This is a genomic window from Streptomyces sp. NPDC059455 (assembly GCF_042750115.1).
Lineage (GTDB): Bacteria > Actinomycetota > Actinomycetes > Streptomycetales > Streptomycetaceae > Streptomyces > Streptomyces endocoffeicus.
In genome coordinates, this window is the sequence record NZ_JBHYVB010000034.1 from 1 (window position 1) to 15,741 (window position 15,741).

At 70.6% G+C, this 15,741-nt stretch carries 15 protein-coding genes; 5 read left to right on the top strand and 10 right to left on the bottom strand.

Translation table 11 applies throughout. From position 1 onward, the window contains the following. Nucleotides 1-89: 89 nt before the first annotated feature. The 3 genes from ACFXB5_RS14835 to ACFXB5_RS14845 all read right to left on the bottom strand — a co-directional run bounded on the left by ACFXB5_RS14835 (nt 90) and on the right by ACFXB5_RS14845 (nt 3,179). Entirely contained in the window at nt 90-1,094 is a 1,005-nt protein-coding gene (locus ACFXB5_RS14835) for a Gfo/Idh/MocA family oxidoreductase (protein ID WP_385207150.1), read from the bottom strand. 113 nt (nt 1,095-1,207) lie between these two features. Then, nucleotides 1,208-1,984, bottom strand: coding sequence for an SDR family oxidoreductase (locus ACFXB5_RS14840; RefSeq protein ID WP_385207153.1), 777 nt, complete (start codon nt 1,982-1,984; stop codon nt 1,208-1,210). 16 nt (nt 1,985-2,000) lie between these two features. Next, entirely contained in the window at nt 2,001-3,179 is a 1,179-nt protein-coding gene (locus tag ACFXB5_RS14845) for a phytanoyl-CoA dioxygenase family protein (RefSeq protein ID WP_385207155.1), read from the bottom strand. Nucleotides 3,180-3,287: 108 nt separating this feature from the next. On the opposite strand from ACFXB5_RS14845, the gene ACFXB5_RS14850 reads away from it, so the two are divergent. The 3 genes from ACFXB5_RS14850 (at nt 3,288) to ACFXB5_RS14860 (ending at nt 5,558) form a co-directional block, all read left to right on the top strand. Next, nucleotides 3,288-4,319: a LacI family DNA-binding transcriptional regulator gene (locus tag ACFXB5_RS14850; RefSeq protein WP_385207158.1), complete on the top strand. Its 1,032-nt coding sequence runs from the start codon at nt 3,288-3,290 to the stop codon at nt 4,317-4,319. A gap of 157 nt (nt 4,320-4,476) precedes the next feature. Next, a complete protein-coding gene (locus ACFXB5_RS14855) occupies nt 4,477-5,172 on the top strand; it encodes a DJ-1/PfpI family protein (RefSeq protein ID WP_385207160.1) in 696 nt (231 codons plus the stop codon). Between the two features lie 53 nt (nt 5,173-5,225). Further along, complete coding sequence (locus tag ACFXB5_RS14860) at nt 5,226-5,558, top strand: hypothetical protein (RefSeq protein ID WP_385207163.1); 333 nt, start codon at nt 5,226-5,228, stop codon at nt 5,556-5,558. Between the two features lie 237 nt (nt 5,559-5,795). Here ACFXB5_RS14860 and ACFXB5_RS14865 read toward each other — a convergent pair whose 3' ends face one another. From ACFXB5_RS14865 to ACFXB5_RS14890, 6 genes are read right to left on the bottom strand one after another with little or no spacing between them, the layout of a single operon-like run. Beyond that, on the bottom strand, nt 5,796-6,512 hold the full coding sequence (locus ACFXB5_RS14865; protein ID WP_385207166.1) for a sulfite exporter TauE/SafE family protein: 717 nt from the start codon (nt 6,510-6,512) through the stop codon (nt 5,796-5,798). Next, nucleotides 6,509-7,570 (bottom strand): ABC transporter ATP-binding protein, encoded by a 1,062-nt coding sequence (locus ACFXB5_RS14870; RefSeq protein WP_385207168.1) that lies wholly within the window; start codon nt 7,568-7,570, stop codon nt 6,509-6,511. The genes ACFXB5_RS14865 and ACFXB5_RS14870 overlap by 4 nt, the downstream gene beginning before the upstream one ends. Then, complete coding sequence (locus ACFXB5_RS14875; protein ID WP_385207170.1) at nt 7,563-8,576, bottom strand: ABC transporter ATP-binding protein; 1,014 nt, start codon at nt 8,574-8,576, stop codon at nt 7,563-7,565. Before ACFXB5_RS14875 ends, ACFXB5_RS14870 begins: the two co-directional genes overlap by 8 nt. Then, nucleotides 8,573-9,553, bottom strand: a complete 981-nt coding sequence (locus ACFXB5_RS14880; protein ID WP_385207173.1) for an ABC transporter permease — start codon at nt 9,551-9,553, stop codon at nt 8,573-8,575. Before ACFXB5_RS14880 ends, ACFXB5_RS14875 begins: the two co-directional genes overlap by 4 nt. Nucleotides 9,554-9,567: 14 nt before the next feature. Further along, the gene (locus ACFXB5_RS14885) at nt 9,568-10,497 is read right to left on the bottom strand and encodes an ABC transporter permease (RefSeq protein ID WP_385207176.1); all 930 of its coding nucleotides are present in this window, start codon (nt 10,495-10,497) and stop codon (nt 9,568-9,570) included. A gap of 1 nt (nt 10,498) precedes the next feature. Next, nucleotides 10,499-12,013, bottom strand: coding sequence for an ABC transporter substrate-binding protein (locus ACFXB5_RS14890; RefSeq protein WP_385207179.1), 1,515 nt, complete (start codon nt 12,011-12,013; stop codon nt 10,499-10,501). 425 nt (nt 12,014-12,438) lie between these two features. Here ACFXB5_RS14890 and ACFXB5_RS14895 point away from each other — a divergent pair, with 425 nt between their 5' ends. Beyond that, nucleotides 12,439-13,422: a 2-hydroxyacid dehydrogenase gene (locus tag ACFXB5_RS14895; RefSeq protein WP_385207182.1), complete on the top strand. Its 984-nt coding sequence runs from the start codon at nt 12,439-12,441 to the stop codon at nt 13,420-13,422. Nucleotides 13,423-13,471: 49 nt separating this feature from the next. Here the strand turns inward: ACFXB5_RS14895 and ACFXB5_RS14900 are convergent, their stop codons facing one another. Beyond that, nucleotides 13,472-14,266, bottom strand: a complete 795-nt coding sequence (locus tag ACFXB5_RS14900; RefSeq protein ID WP_385207185.1) for an IclR family transcriptional regulator — start codon at nt 14,264-14,266, stop codon at nt 13,472-13,474. A 194-nt stretch (nt 14,267-14,460) separates the two neighbouring features. Here ACFXB5_RS14900 and ACFXB5_RS14905 point away from each other — a divergent pair, with 194 nt between their 5' ends. Continuing rightward, a complete protein-coding gene (locus ACFXB5_RS14905) occupies nt 14,461-15,735 on the top strand; it encodes a glucarate dehydratase family protein (protein WP_385207188.1) in 1,275 nt (424 codons plus the stop codon). Nucleotides 15,736-15,741 lie beyond the last annotated feature (6 nt).

Consider the following 15,741-nt stretch of genomic DNA (forward strand, 5'->3'; position numbering starts at 1 on the left):
GTGGCCGCCCGCACGGGCGGGGCCGACGAGGGAGAGCTCGGAGATCCGGGCGGCGCCCAGGACCCCGATGCGCAGCGGCTCGGCTGTCGTCATGCCTTGCGTACCTCTTCCATGGTCACGGGGCGGTGTTCGCGCAACGAAAGCGTGCAGGCCTCGGCGATCCAGCCGGCCTCGACGGCGTCGGCGACGGTGCAGGGGGAGGGCCGCAGGCCCGCCACGACCTCGGTGAAGGCGGTGAGCTCGGCCCGGTAGGCGGCGGCGAAGCGGTCCATGAAGAAGTGGTGCGGTGTGCCCCCGGGGAAGGTGGCGCCCGGTTCGACGGAGCGCAGCGGCAGCCTGTCCTCCAGGCCCGCGGCCACGCTGTCCGTCATGCCGTGGAGCTCCAGGCGGGCGTCGTAACCGCGGGGGTTGTGGCGGGTGTTGGAGACCACGGCGAGGGTGCCGTCGTCCAGGGTGAGGAGGGCGGAGGCGGTGTCCACGTCTCCGGCGGCCGCGATGTACTCGGCGCCGCGGTTGGCGCCGGTCGCGTAGACCTCGGTGACCTCGCGGCCGGTGATCCAGCGGACGGTGTCGAAGTCGTGCACGGCGCAGTCGCGGAAGATACCGCCGGAGACGGCCACATAGGCGGCCGGGGGCGGCTCGGGGTCCAAGGTGGTGGACCGCACGGTGTGCAGCGGCCCGAGCTCACCGCTGACCACCGCCGCCCGCGCGGCCACGTACCCGGGGTCGAACCGCCGGTTGTAGCCGATCTGGACCTCCACCCCACCGCCCTCCACCGCGCGGAGGACATCGAGGCTCTCCTCGATCGTGCGCGCCACGGGCTTCTCGCAGAAGACCGGTACGCCCACCCGCACGGCGGCGAGGATGAGCTCGGGGTGGGCGTCGGTGGCCGCGGCGATCACGACGCCGTCCACGCCGGCGGCGAGTACGGCCTCCGGCGAGTCGACCGCGTGGGCGCCGAAGCGCTCGGCGGCGGTGGCGGCGGCCGCGGCGACCGGGTCGGTGACCACGAGGGAGTCCACCGCGTCGAGCGTGGACAGGGTCTCGGCGTGGAAGGCGCCGATCCGGCCCAGACCCATGATGCCGATACGCATGGGGAGTTGTGTCCCTTTCTGATGGTGCGGGTGCTGACGGTGTGGCTTTGGGTGGTGTGGCTTGTGGGCGGGTGTGGCCTATGGGCGGGTGTTGCTTCTGGCGATGCGGCGGGTCAGCCGAGTCCGCCGAGGACGTTCTGGTCCCAGTCGATGACCGAGCCGGTGACGACCCCGCTGCGGTCGGAGAGGAGGAGGACGACGAAATCGGCGATCTCGTCGACCTGGCCGAGCTTGCCCATCGGCTGGGCGCGGGCCGCCTCCTCGCGCCAGTCGTCGCCCGCGCCGTGGAAGGCGCGCTGGATGGCGTCCTCGCCCTCGGTGTCGGTCCAGCCCAGGTTGAGGCCGTTGACGCGGACGCGGTCCCAGCGGTGGGCGTGGGCGGCGTTGCGGGTCAGGCCCGCGAGCCCGGCTTTCGCGGCGGAGTACGGTGCCAGGAACGGATATCCGCCGTGTGCGCAGTTGGAGATGATGTTCACGATGGTGCCCGGGGCCTTTCTGGCCACCATGTCGGCGACGGCGGCCTGCATCGCGAAGAACGGGGCGCGCAGATTGATCGCGACATGCGCGTCGAAGAGCTCGGGGGTGGTGTCCAGCAGTGTCCCGCGCGAGGTGAGCCCGGCGGAGTTGACCAGGCAGTCGATCCTGCCGTGGGCCGCCACCACCTGTTCCACGCTGCCGCGTGCCTGCGCGGGATCGGCCAGGTCGGCGCGGAGGAAGGCGGCCGTGGCTCCCCGGGCGGCGAGCTCCCCGGCCAGCTGCTCACCGGCGTCGGGGCGGCGTCCGGTGAACGCCACCGTGGCCCCTTCGCGGGCGGCGGCGCGGACGATGCCCGCGCCGATGCCCTGGCTGCCCCCGTTGACCAGGACGATCTTGTCCTGCAACAGTCCCATCAGCGGTCCGTCTCCTTCAGCTCTGGCGGCGCTCGGCGCCGGCCCGCAGTTCCGTACGCAGGGTCTCCGGGGTCCAGTCCCGCTCCAGGGCGCGCCGGAGGGTGTCGGCCTGGGAGTCCGGGGCGAGGCCGCCGACCGGCGGGTCGAGGTCGAGGTTGGTGGGGAAGGGATAGCCCTCGGCGCAGGCCGCGACCACGTTGTGCAGCCAGTCCTCGGTGGCGCCTTCGGCCTTGCGCCGCCGTAGTACGGGGAAGACCGCGTTGGCCACCGCCTCGCGGTCGACGGTCTCCATGGCGCGGCCGAAGGCGGAGGAGATCTGCAGCAGGTTCGCCATCCGCCGGATGTCCGTGGAGCGGTTGTGTCCGGCGGCGTGGAAGAGGGCGGGGTTGAAGAAGACCGCGTCGCCCGCCTCCAGCGGCAGCTGGACGTGGTGCTCGGCGAAGTAGGCCATGAACTCCGGGCGGCGCCAGGCCAGATAGCCGGGCTCGTACGTTTGCGAGTACGGCAGGTAGAGCGTCGGGCCGGACTCGACCGGCATGGCGCAGTGGGCGACCGCGCCCTGCAGGGTCAGCACGGGGGAGAGCCGGTGGACATGGGCGGGATAGGCCGCGGCCCGCGCCTCGGAGAGGAAGCCGAGGTGGTAGTCGCGGTGCACGCTCTGGGCCGCACCGCCCGGGTTGACCTGGTTGATCTGTGAGGTGACCTGGTAGCCGGGGCCGAGCCAGGCGGTGGCCACGAGGGCGATGAGGTCGTTGGCGTAGTAGTCGGCGAAGACCTCCGGTGCGCTCAGGGCCAGCTTCTCCAGCGCGTTCCACACCCGGTCGTTGGCGCCGGGCTTGGCGAAGTGATCACCGCGGGCGGGGCCCGCCGCCCGTTCCCGCTCGATCAGCGCCGTGAACGCCTCGGTGGCCCGGTCCAGGACCGACGCGTCGGGGAAGGCGCCCTTGAACACCACGATGCCGGGGCCGTCCAGCAGGGCGTGGACCAGTTCCGCCTGCGCCTCCCGGCGGCCGGGCGCCGTGGCGGCCCGGGCCCGCAGGCGGTCGCCGTCGTAGACGGGGACGTGTCCCTCCACGGCGTCGGCACCGGGGTGGTCGCCGGGGTCGGTGGTCCGCTCGACCAGGGTGCGGAAGGCCTCGAGGGAGCAGTCGGCCTCACTGAACCAGGCATGAGACCTCGGAGCGATGAGGGGCATTGCTAACCGATCCTTCCCGTGGGCTGCGGCTTTCTGTCAGTGTTGTGATCGGCCGAGCATCGAGCAATCCTCAGCGGCCCATCAAAAACCCCTCGGGGAGGCGCGCCGATGGCCCATCCGTATCCCATCCGGGAGATCGCCCGGCAGGCGGGCCTGAGCGAGGCCACCGTCGACCGGGTGCTGAACAACCGGGGCGGGGTGCGCGAGAGCACCACCCGGGAGGTCCACCAGGCCATCAAGGACCTGGACCGGCAGCGCACCCAGGTCCGCATCGGCGGCCGCACCTTCATGATCGACATCGTGATGCAGGCCCCTGAGCGCTTCTCCTCGGCGGTCCGCGCGGCCCTGGAGGCGGAGCTGCCCTCGCTGCGCCCGGCGGTGCTGCGGTCGCGCTTCCACTTCCGCGAGACCGGTCCGGTGGAGGAGCTGATCGCCACGCTGGACCGCGTCGCCCAACGCGGCGGCTGCCAGGGGATCGTCCTGAAGGCGCCCGACATCCCGGAGGTCACGGCAGCCGTCGGCCGCCTGGCGGCCCTCGGGCTACCGGTGGTGACCCTGGTGACCGACCTGCCCAGCAGCGCACGCCGGGCCTACGTCGGCATCGACAACCGCGCCGCCGGAGCCACCGCCGCGTACCTCATGGGCCAATGGCTCGGCGACCGCCCCGGCAATGTGCTCACCACCATCAGCCGGGGCTTCTTCCGCGGTGAGGAGGAACGCGAGATGGGCTTCCGCAGCGCGCTGCGCAACGCACACCCCGGGCGCACGCTCGTGGAGGTCACCGACAGCGACGGCCTGGACGCCACCCAGCGCGACCTGGTCCTGCGGGCACTGCGACGCGACCCGGACATCCGGGCGGTCTACTCGATCGGCGGCGGCAACACCGCGACGATCCAAGCCTTCGAGGAACTCGGCCGCGGCTACGAGGTGTTCATCGCCCACGACCTCGACCACGACAACACCCGGCTGCTGCGCGAGCGCCGGCTGTCCGCGGTGCTCCACCACGACCTGCGCCAGGACATGCGCCGCGCCTGCCAGATCATCATGCGGGCCCACGGAGCCCTCCCCGACGACGGCCCCTCCCTGCCCTCGCCCATCCAGGTCGTCACGCCGTACAACATGCCGCCCGACGTGGCCTGAGACACCTGATCGCGGCACCTTCCCGCACCCTCCGGGCCGCTTGGCGAGATCCCGTTGAACCATGTCACTCGTGCCACTGGGAGCCGTTTCCGCCCTCGCATAGCGTCGGAAAAGGGCCAGACAGACTGGCCATCACCGCATGTGAGGGAACATTTTCATGCTCGCCCAGATCGTCCTGTTCGAGGGCTTCGACCTCCTCGATGTGCTCGCCCCCTACGAAGTGCTGCACGCCGGTGGCATGGCTTCCGGAGGAGCGCTGCGCGCGGAGCTGGTGTCCGCCGAGGGGCCGCGTGAGGTGGTGAGCGGGGTCGGCGGCGTACCGCTGCCCGCCACGGCCGCACTCGATCCGGCGAGGGCGGACCTGGTGGTGGTCCCCGGTGCCGCCGGCCGGGTCGGAGAGCCCGGCGAGGTCCCCGACCACGACGCGGACGCGGACCCGGGCGAGTGGCGGGAGGGCGAGCTCATCCCCGTCCTGCTCGGCCGCACCCTGAACACCGGGCTGCCGGGGCTGCTGAAGGCCGCCATGGACCGCCCGGAGGTGACCGTCGCCACGGTGTGCGGCGGCTCGCTCGTGCTGGCCATGGCCGGTCTGCTGGAGGGCCGCTACGCCACCACCCACCACATGGGCCTGGACATGCTGGATGCCACCGGCGTCAACGCGATCAGGGCCCGGGTCGTCGACGACGGCGACCTCGTCACCGGCGCCGGTGTCACCTCCGGACTCGATCTGGGCCTGTACCTGCTGGAGCGCGAACTGGGGCCGCGGATCGCCCACGCCGTCGAGGAGCTGTTCGCCTACGAGCGCCGTGGCACCCCCTGGCGCCACCACGGGCCGTCGCCCGTCGCCCTGTGACCACACCGCCCCACCGCCATCCGCCCCTACCCACCGTAAGGAAGCACACCACCATGTCCGTCGCAGACTCCGTCGAAGGCACCTGGGATCTGTCCATCTCCACACCCATCGGCCGGATCAAGGCCGTGATCGAACTCCGCGACGAGGACGGCACCCTGACCGGTACGGCCCACGGTGCGGGGGAGGAGGTCCCGCTATCCGATGTGGCGCTCGACGGTGACCAGCTCATCTGGCGTCAGACCATCACCAAGCCCATGCGACTGAACCTCGCGTTCACGATGACGGTCGAGGGCGAGACGATGACCGGCACCTCCAAGGCCGGGCGGCTGCCCTCCTCCAAGGTCACCGGACAGCGCCGCGCCGTCCCCGTGGCAGCGGAGAGCTGACCGGATACGCCGATGAGGGAACCGGGCCGATGGCCCGGTTCCCTTGCGCGTTCCCCAGGTCAGCGGCGCACCGCGAGGCTCATGAGATCGGCACCCACGATCAAGCGCCCCGAGTAGCCCCTCTGGGCCGGCCGCCAGGGGTCGATGTCCCGCAGCTCGAACACGCCCGAGAGACGGGCTGTTCGGGCGCAAGAAGAAGCGGCAGTGCCGACTTCCAACGGAAAAGTGCCGCCGGGTTCAGAGGAACTGCTGGACCATCAGCACGGTCGCGCTCGCCACCGCGAGCACCATGGCGACGGCCCTGGTGCGCCGAATGTCCAGCCGGCTCGACAGCGGGCGGGCCAGCAGCACCCCGATCGCCGCGGCCGGGGCCAGCAGGGCGGTGTGCCACAGGCTGTACGTGTGCACCGCCCCCGTCGCCGCCAGGGTGGCCAGACTCATCACCGAACCGACCAGGAAGAACCCGCTCATCGTGGCGCGCAGCCGCGGTCCGCTCAGGCGTTGCCAGACCATGGCCATCGGCGGTCCTCCGATGGCGGTCGCCGTGCCCATCAGCCCCGACATCAGACCGGCCAGCAGCACCGACCGCCGCCGCGGCGCGGGCACGAAGCCGCGCAGGCTCACCGCCACGCCCGTGAGGACGACCGCGGCCACGAGGAGGGCGAGGTACCGGGCGGGCAGCACGGCCACCAGCGCCGCGCCGCCCAGCACCCCCGGCACCCGGCCGACCAGCGCCCACCCCGCGCCCCGCAGGTCCAGGTGGCCGCCCTCCAGCATCAGCACCGCGGCCGTGACCCCGGTGGCGAGCAGCAGGACCACCACCGGGGTGAGCGACGGGTCGAATATCGCGATCACCGGGGCGGCCAGCAGGCCGAGCCCGAAGCCGATGGAGACCTGGAGCAGCGCCCCGACCGCCACCGTGATGAAGAGCAGGGTGAACTCCGGCGGGCTCATGCTTCCGTCGGCCCGGCGCCCAGCGGGAAGTGGCACAGGCCCTCGTGCGGCTCCCGCCCGGCGTCCGCCGTGCCGGCGCGGATCACGACAGGAGGAGTGAGCTCGGCACACCGGGCCTCGCTCTTCCAGCAGCGGGTGCGGAACCGGCAGCCCGACGGAATGTCGTACGGGGACGGGATCTCCCCGCGCAGCTGGATCTCGTCGTCCTGGGCCTGCCCGGAGACGTCGAGGGTGGGCGCGGCGGACATCAGGGCGGCGGTGTAGGGATGCACCGGCCGGTCGAAGACGTCCTCGGCGGGGCCGTGCTCGATGACCTTGCCCAGGTACATCACGGTCACTCGGTCGGAGACATGCCTGACCACGGAGAGGTCATGGGAGATGAACACGTAGGAGACACCGAGCCGCTCCCGCAACTCGGAGAGCACATTGAGCACTTGGGCCTGCACCGACAGGTCGAGCGCGGACACCGGCTCGTCGCACACGATGAGGTCGGGGTCCAGCGCCAGCGCGCGGGCGATGCCGATGCGCTGCCGCTGCCCGCCGGAGAACTCGTTCGGGTAGCGGTGGGCGTCGCTCTCCCGCAGTCCGACGAGGGACAGCAGCTCACTGATCCGTCGCTCCCGCGCCTGTGCCGTGGGCACGATGTCGCGGTGGGTGCGCCACGGCTCGCCGATGAGGTCGGCCGCGGACATCCGGGCGTTGAGCGAGGCGAAGGGGTCCTGGAACACCATCTGCACCCGGCGCCGCCAGGCCAGCAGTTCCCTGCCCTTGAGGGTGAACGGATCGGTGCCGTCGAAGCGCACCGTGCCCGAGTCCGGGCGCTCCAGCCCGAGCACCACTCTGGCCAGGGTCGACTTGCCGCATCCGGACTCGCCCACCAGCCCGAGCGTCTGGCCGCGCTCGACCCGCACATCGACGCCGTCGAGCGCGGTCAGGCGCCGGCGGCCATGGCCGAACGACTTGGTCACGCCGCGGACCTCGAGCAGCGGCGGGGAAGTGGCGGAGCCATCGGCACGCGGGCCGGTGGCGGTGGCGTCGGTGAGGGGCGTCTCAGGCACGGTCGAGCTCCTCGGAGAAGTGACAGGCGGCCGAACGCGAGGCCCCGACGGACATCAGACGGGGGCGCTCCTGGGCGCAGCGCTCCTTTGCCAGCGGACATCTGGCCTGGAAGACACAGCCGGACGGGACCGCGCTGAGCTCGGGCGGACTTCCCGGTACGGCGGGCAACGGGCGGCCCCTGACGGCGTGTTCGGGGACCGAGTCGAGCAAGCCCTTGGTGTAGGGGTGGCGGGGGCGGGAGAACACCTCCGCCACCGGGCCGGTCTCCACCACATTGCCCGCGTACATCACCACGACATCGTCCGCGCGCTGGTATACCACCGCCAGATCGTGGGTGATCAGCACCAGCGCCATGTCCCGCTCGGTCTGCAGATCCCGCAGCAGCCGCATGATCTGCGCCTGCACGGTGACATCGAGCGCGGTCGTGGGCTCGTCGGCGATGAGCACATCGGGGTCCAGCGCGACGGCCATCGCGATCAGCAGCCGCTGGCGCATACCGCCGGAGAACTGATGCGGATACGCGCGGGCCCGCAGCCGGGGCTCGGGGATGCCGACGCGGGTCATCAGCTCGACCGCCTTCTCCCGGGCATCGCGGCGCGACATCCCGCGATGGATGCGGAACGGCTCGGCGAGCTGTCTGCCGACCGGCTGTACGGGGTTGAGCGCGGTCAGCGCGTCCTGGAAGACGATCGACAGCACGGGACCGGCGAGCTTCCTGCGCCCCGCCTGGCCCAGCCGCAGCACATCGGTGCCGGACACCTTCACGGATCCGCCCGTCACCTCGGTCGTCGGCTCGAGCAGCCCGACGATGGACAGCGCGGTCATCGACTTCCCGCAGCCGGACTCGCCCAGCAGCGCCAGCGTGCGCCCCTTGCGCACCTGGAAGCCGACGCCGTTCACCGCCCGGACGGTCCCGGAGGGGGTGCGCAAGTCGACACAGAGCCCCTCGACTTCGAGTGCGGGGCTGCCGGTCCCGGCGGGCGCGGGCAGGGTGGAGGGCTTCACGCGATCATCTCCGAGGGAACAGTGGCCCGGTTGCCGCGCCGCTTCCTGGGCAACGTCAGACGCCAGCGCTGGGCCGGGTCGGTGGCCAGGCGGACCCAGGCGGCGAGCACCGTGGCCGACACCGTGGTGAGCACGATCGCGACACCCGGCAGCACGGCGATCCACCAGGCCGTCTGGAGGTACTGGCGCCCTTGCGCCACCATCAGCCCCCAGCTCACATCGGGGGGCTGGATGCCGATGCCGAGAAAGCTCAGGCTGGACTCGGTCAGCATGACGAAACAGAAGTCGAGCGTGGCCACGGTCAGCAGCGTCGGCAGCGCGATCGGCAGAATGTGCCGGTAGATGATGTTCCGGCTCGGCGTGCCGAAGGTCCGGGCCGCGTCCACGAACAGACGGCTCCTCAGCTCGGCCGACTCCGCGCGGGCGGTGCGCAGATAGACCGGGACGCGCGCGACGGCGAGGATCAGCACGATGTTCATCGCGCTGGGCGCGAAGACATACAGCACGACCACCGCGATCAGCAGCGACGGGAAACTGAGGATGACATCGGCGACCCGCATCGCGACGTTCTCGCGCATGCCTCCGTGGTATCCGGCCCACAGCCCCAGCGCCGAGCCGATCAGCAGCGAGCACAGCACCGCGGGCACCGCGACGGACAGCGTCGTCCCGGCGGCGTCCACCAGCCGGGCCAGCACGCTGCGGCCCAGCACATCCGTGCCGAGCAGCCCGTAGAAGCCGTGGTCGAGGGAGGGCGGGCGCAGCGAGGCGCGCAGATCCTGCCGTACGGCTCGGTCCCCGATGAACAGCCGGCCGAACAGCGCGACCAGGAACACCCCGGCGAGGATGACGGCCGCGACGGCCGCGGCCCGGTCCCGGCCGAGCAGCAGCCACCAGCGGGGCGGGCGTTGGCGCGACGGGACGGCTGCCGCGCCGGAGGGCCGGTCGGCGGAGCCGGTGGGGTCGGCGGGGTCGGTCATGGTGGCTCCTTCGCTCACGCCGGCACCGCCTGGCGCACTCGGGGGTCGATCAGGGCGTGGCAGACGTCGACGAGGATGTTCAGCGCGAAGATCGTCACCGCCGTGAGCAGGACGGCGGCCTGCAACACCGCGAAGTCGCGCTGCAGAATCGAGTCGATCATGAGCTTGCCGATCCCGGGCCAGCCGAAGATCGTTTCCACGATCACCGCGCCGTTGACGAGGCCGACGGTCAGGTCCCCGGCGACGGTCAGAACGGGCGTGATGGAGTTGCGCAGGGCGTGCCCGAACACCACGCGCTTGGCGTCGGCCCCCTTACTGCGCGCGACCTTCACATACGGCGCCGACAGCGCGCCGACCATGCTGCCGCGGACCACCTGCACCAGCACCCCGAACGGACGGATCAGCAGAGTGGCGATGGGCAGCACCCAGATCTCCGGACCGCCCAGGGTGCCCGAGGTCGGCAGCCAGTCCAGGCCCACGCCGAAGACCAGCACTCCCACGATCGCGAACCAGAAGTCGGGGATGCTGGCCGCGGTCATCGACAGCAGACCGGCGATCCGGTCGATGAGCGAGTTGGGCCGGTACGCGGCGAGGCTTCCGACCAGCAGCGCCCCGAGGATCGCCAACAGCATGGTCACACCGGCGAGTTGGAGGGTGACCGGGAAGGCGTCGAGCACCATCGTGCCGGCCGGCTCCCCGGTGCGCAGCGAGGTGCCGAAGTCGAATTGCGCGGCCTGGGTGAGGTAGTCCCACAGCTGGACCGGGATGGAGTCGTCGAAGCCGTGGGCGGCGGAGAATTCCGCGCGTTGCTGGGAGGTGGCGCTCAGCGGGAGATACAGGTCGACGGGGTTGCCGGTCAGCCGCGCCAGGCAGAACACGCCCAGCACCACGAACACCAGGGGGATCGCGCTGGAGATGACGCGCTTGCCGAGGAAGGACGCCATATCAGTGCTTCCCCGCCTTCCCGGGGGTGACCTCGGACAGCCGCATCTCGTCTCCGGTGGCGGAGTTCGGCCGGTACCGGACCGACGGTGACAGGCCGAGCAGTCCGCGCATATGAGCCAGGTAGGCGAACTGCGCGACGGTCTTGTTCTGATAGCCGAGCAGATCGGCGAACGCCTTCTGACGGGCCTTGCCGGACAGCGTGTTCGCCGCGTCGATGCGCCGGTCCAGCTCCTTGGTGCCGAAGGTGGACTGGGGGCCGTCGCTCAGCAGATATTGACTGGTGGTGAAGGCCGCGTCCCCGGCCTGGTTCCCGTGCATGACCAGCATCGCTATCGGCCCGACACCACGGGGCAGCGGGCGCAGCTGGTACTGAAGACTGGTGGCGGTGTCCGCCATACGAATCCTTACGTTCAGCCCTATCCGCGCCATCTCGTACTGGAGGGCCTCGGCCACCTCCGCGATCCCGGCGAACTGACCGTTGCGTGCCACGATGGTGATTCTCCGTTTGGTGGGGACACCGTCGGCAGCCGCCTGCTCAACCAGTGCGCGGGCCGCGGCCACGTCGTACGAGGTGGGGACGAGGCCGTCGTTGTGGCCCACCACGCCGGGCGGGACGAGTTGTGCGGCGGGTTTGGCCAGGCCGCCGAGAAGGGCGTCGATGATGCCCTTGCGGTCGATCGCCATGCCGATCGCCTTGCGCACCCGGATGTCGTCGAGTGGCGCCTCACGGCCGTCCAGCCGCAGGGCGGTCGTCTCGCTGTTGGGGTAGGGGACGGAGTTGTCCTCGGTCGCGTCCATCGGGTCCAGCGAGGTCGCGATGTCGGCCTCGCCCTTGTTGATCATGGCTGCGCGGACGCTGGCGTCGCTTCGCCAGATATACATGGCCCGGGGATAGGCGGGGGTCTTCCCCCAGTACTTGTCGTTACGGGTCAGGGAGATCGAGACACCGGTCTGCCAGGCCTTGACGGCGTAGGGGCCGGTGCCGATCGGCACCCGCACCTTGGCCTTGGCGTTGGTGGTGCGTGGCACGATCTCGACGAAGCTGATCCGCAGCGGGAGGATCGGGTCGGCCTTCTTGGTGGTGACGGTCAGCCGGGTGGGGCTGACGGCGCGCACATCGAGCTTGTCGTCGCCGAAGACATAGCCGTCCACGTTGCAGGCGAGATCGGAGTTGACGGCGCGGTCGATGGAGAACGCCGCGTCCTTGGCGGTGAACGGCTGCCCGTTCTGGAAGGTCACGCCGGAGCGGATGTCGAAGGTCCATGTCCTGGGCTTCGTCTGCCGCCAGCCGGTTGACAGCAGCGGTTCCAGCTTGCCCGAGGTGGGGTCCCGTTCAACCAGCGGTTCCGTGATGTTGGAGCGAACCACGACACCGGTCGCGGTCGTCGATGACTCACAGGGTTCGAGCGTCGGTGGTTCCTGGGTGAGAACCACTCGCAGGGTGCGGCCGTCCGCGCTGCCGACATCGCCCGCGGCGTCACTGTTCGCCACGGCGCAGCCGCTGGTCAGGAGCATCGCGCCTGAGATCAGAAGGGTGAGAATTCGGTGTGCCCGGCCCTGTGGTGGGCGAGGGTTGGAGGGTACGGAGGACTTCATCGTCAGCGTATCTCCGAGGGTGCTGGCGTGTTGCCGCCGGAGACGCGACGGCCGACTGGCTGTCTATAACCGCGTACCCGGTCTGCATTTGTAGACGCTGAAGCTAAACCGGAGGTGCGGGGGCGTCAAGGGATCTCACAAAGGCGCCGGTCGAGAAGGCGGGCCGGAGGACACGGACCGTTCCGCTGCCTCATGATGTCAAGAAGGTATCCACGGATGCGAATTTACTCTTAGACACGCATCGGCATCGGTCATACGCTCCCGGCCATTCCACAACGACGGGAGTCGACCATGCCTTGTTCAGTCCTCAGTCCCCGCGGTCCGCACTCATCGGGGGGAGCGGCGTGACCGGGGTGGAAGACGGCGGCACCGCCGACCGGGGCACCGTCCTCCAGGTCTGTCCGCTGTTGCCGACCCTGGAGACCGCGCTGGCCACGCACCATCACACCGTACGGCTCGCCGAGTTGCCCGATCCCGACGCGTATCTGCGGGACCACGGCCGCGAGGTGGTGGCCGCCGTGACCAGCGCGCGGATCGGAGTGCCGAACGACCTGATGGACGCCCTGCCCGCGCTCCGCGCCATCGTCCACTTCGGAGTCGGTTACGAGACCACGGACGTGGCGCGGGCCCGCGCCCGCGGCATCGACGTCAGCAACACCCCGGATGTGCTCACCGATTGCGTGGCCGACCTCGCGGTCGGCGGACTGATCGATCTGATGCGCCGGCTGTCGGCCGCCGATCGCTTCGTCCGCCGTGGCGCATGGGCCTCGGACACCTTCCCCCTGTCGGTCAAGGTGAGTGGCAAACGCGTAGGCATCCTCGGGCTCGGCAGGATCGGCCGCGCCATCGCCCGACGGCTGGAGGGCTTCGGTGCGGAGCTCCTCTACCACTCGCGCACCTCCGTGGAGGACGTGAGCTATCGCTTTCTGCCCTCGCCCTCGGCGCTGGCCGCGGAATGCGACGCGCTGGTCGTGGCGGTCTCCGCGGGTGCCGCCACTCAGGGCCTGGTCTCGGCGAGTGTGCTCGACGCGCTCGGCCCCCGGGGTTATCTGGTCAACGTCTCGCGCGGTAGTGTCATCGACGAGCCGGCCCTGGTGTCCGCCCTGGTGAAGGGTGGGATAGCGGGCGCGGCGCTGGATGTCTTCGCCCATGAGCCCGACGTTCCGCGGGCCCTGCTGGACCTGGACACCGTCGTCCTGCTTCCGCATATCGCCAGCGCGACCCATGAGACGAGGCAGGCCATGGGTGAACTCACCTTCCGTAATCTGCATCGGTTCATGACCGAGGGCACGCTCGTCACGCCGGTGCCGACGGCTGCGTCCTCCTGAGCGGAGAACGCCCTCGCCGTATCGCCGGAGACCGGCCGGCTGTCACCTGTCACCGCACATGTGCGCGTTCGAGCTCGTCCCGGGCTCGGGACATGGCCTCCACGATGCGCTTCCGGTGCTCCTCGGTGAGCCGGACCGTGGGCACGGAGCAGCTGATCGCGTCCTCCGCCGGAACGGTGTGGCGCAGGGCGAAACCGAAGCACACGACACCCTCGATGTACTCCTGGTCGTCGATGGCGTAGCCACGTTCCCGGACGGCGTCGAGGTGGTCTCTGAGGGCGGTGTGGTCGGAGATCGTCCGTTCGGTGTACACGGGAAGGACCGGGGGCAGCTCCCGTTCGAGGTATTCGGGGGGCTGCTCCGCCAGCAGCGCCTTGCCGAGGGCGGCGGTGTACGCGGGCAGGCGCCGTCCCACCCGGCTGAACGGGCGCAGATAGTGACGGGACGCGCGGGTGGCCAGGTACACGATGTCGGCGCCGTCCAGCCGGGCGAAGTGGATGGTCTCGCCCAGCTCCTCCGCGAGACCGTCGAGCACGGGGGCGGCCAGGCCGAGCTGGGCGTCGGTGTCGAGGTACTTGGTGCCCGTGAGAAGCGCGCGGATGCCGATGCTGTAGAAGGAACCGGAGGGGTCGGTGCGGACCCAGCCGCTGGCCACCAGCGTCTGTAGCAGGGCGTAGAGGCTGCTGCGGGGCACCCCGGTCAGTTCGGAGAGCTCACGCAGGCGGACCTGGTCGGAGCTGTGGTTGGCGAGGATCTCCAGCACCTGGACGGTCCTCGCGGCGGACTTCACCTCGCGCACTCCGCCCCCACCGTCCGCGTCGGCCGGCCCGCTCCTTCCCCGCATGCATCCTTCTCCGTCGCTCACCCTGACGCGTGGTCGTCCGCCGTCGTCCCCCGCCGGTCATCCCGAACCGGACGACGGCGCCGGTCGATTGTAGTGCCGGCGTGGGGCCGGATCCCCGGAGCGCCCCGATCATTGACAGCCCCTTCGATCATGTCTACAAATGAAGACAGCTGCTACATATGAGGATGGTGTCCATGGCCAGAACGGCCGAACGCATCGCCGAAGTCGCGGTCACCCCGGTGGCCTTCCGGGACTATCCCCTGCTCAACACGGTCGGAGTGCACGAACCGTACGCGCTGCGCACCATCGTGGAACTCACCACGGAGACCGGCGTCATCGGCATCGGCGAGACCTACGGCGGCACGGTCCACCTGGAGCGGCTGCGCCGGGCCGGCGAAGAACTGGTCGGCATGGACGTGTGGAGCCTCAACGACCTGACGCTGCGCACCCGTCGCGCCCTCGGTTCGGACATCGCCGGTGGGGACGGCATGTCCGGCATGGTCACGGGAAGCAGCGCCGTGGACCGCGTCATGTCCGCGTTCGACGTCGCCTGTCTGGACATCCAGGGCAAGCTGGTGGGACGGCCGGTCAGCGACCTCCTCGGCGGCGCCGTGCGCCCCGCCGTGCCCTACAGCGCCTACCTCTTCTACAAATGGGCGGGACACCCGGACCAGGAGGACGACGACTGGGGCGCGGCGCTCGACCCGGACGGACTGGTCGCACAGGCCCGGCGCATGATCGACCAGTACGGCTTCTCCTCGATCAAACTCAAGGGCGGTGTCTTCCCGCCCGACGAGGAGATCGCCGCGATACGCACCCTGCGGGCGGCCTTCCCCGATCTGCCGCTGCGGCTGGACCCGAACGCCGCCTGGAGCGAGGAGACTTCGCTCCATGTCGCCCATGAACTCGATGGAACCCTCCAGTACCTGGAGGACCCGACCGAGGGCATCGCCGGGATGGCCGCCGTGGCACGGCGGACCGACACTCCGCTGGCCACCAACATGTGCGTCGTGTCCTTCGACGACCTCGCCCCCGCCGTCGCCCAGGGCGCGGTGGGCATCGTGCTGTCCGACCACCATTTCTGGGGCGGTCCGCGGCGCTGTACGCAACTGGCCGCGATCTGCGAGACGTTCGGCCTCGGTCTGTCCATGCACTCCAATTCCCATCTGGGCATCAGCCTCGCCGCGATGACCCATCTGGCCGCCGCCACGCCACGGCTGACCTACGCCTGCGACACTCACTGGCCGTGGAAGCGGCCGGACGAGGACGTGATCGTCCCGGGGGTCCTGCGGTTCACCGAGGGGCGGGTCGAGCTGCCCACCGCCCCGGGCCTCGGCGTGGAACTGGACCGGGAGGCGCTCGCCCGGCTGCACCGGCAGTACCTTGACTGCGGGCTGCGCGACCGCGACGACACCGGCTATATGCGCCGTTTCGACCCCGCCTTCGAGCCCACGACACCCCGGTGGTGACCACGG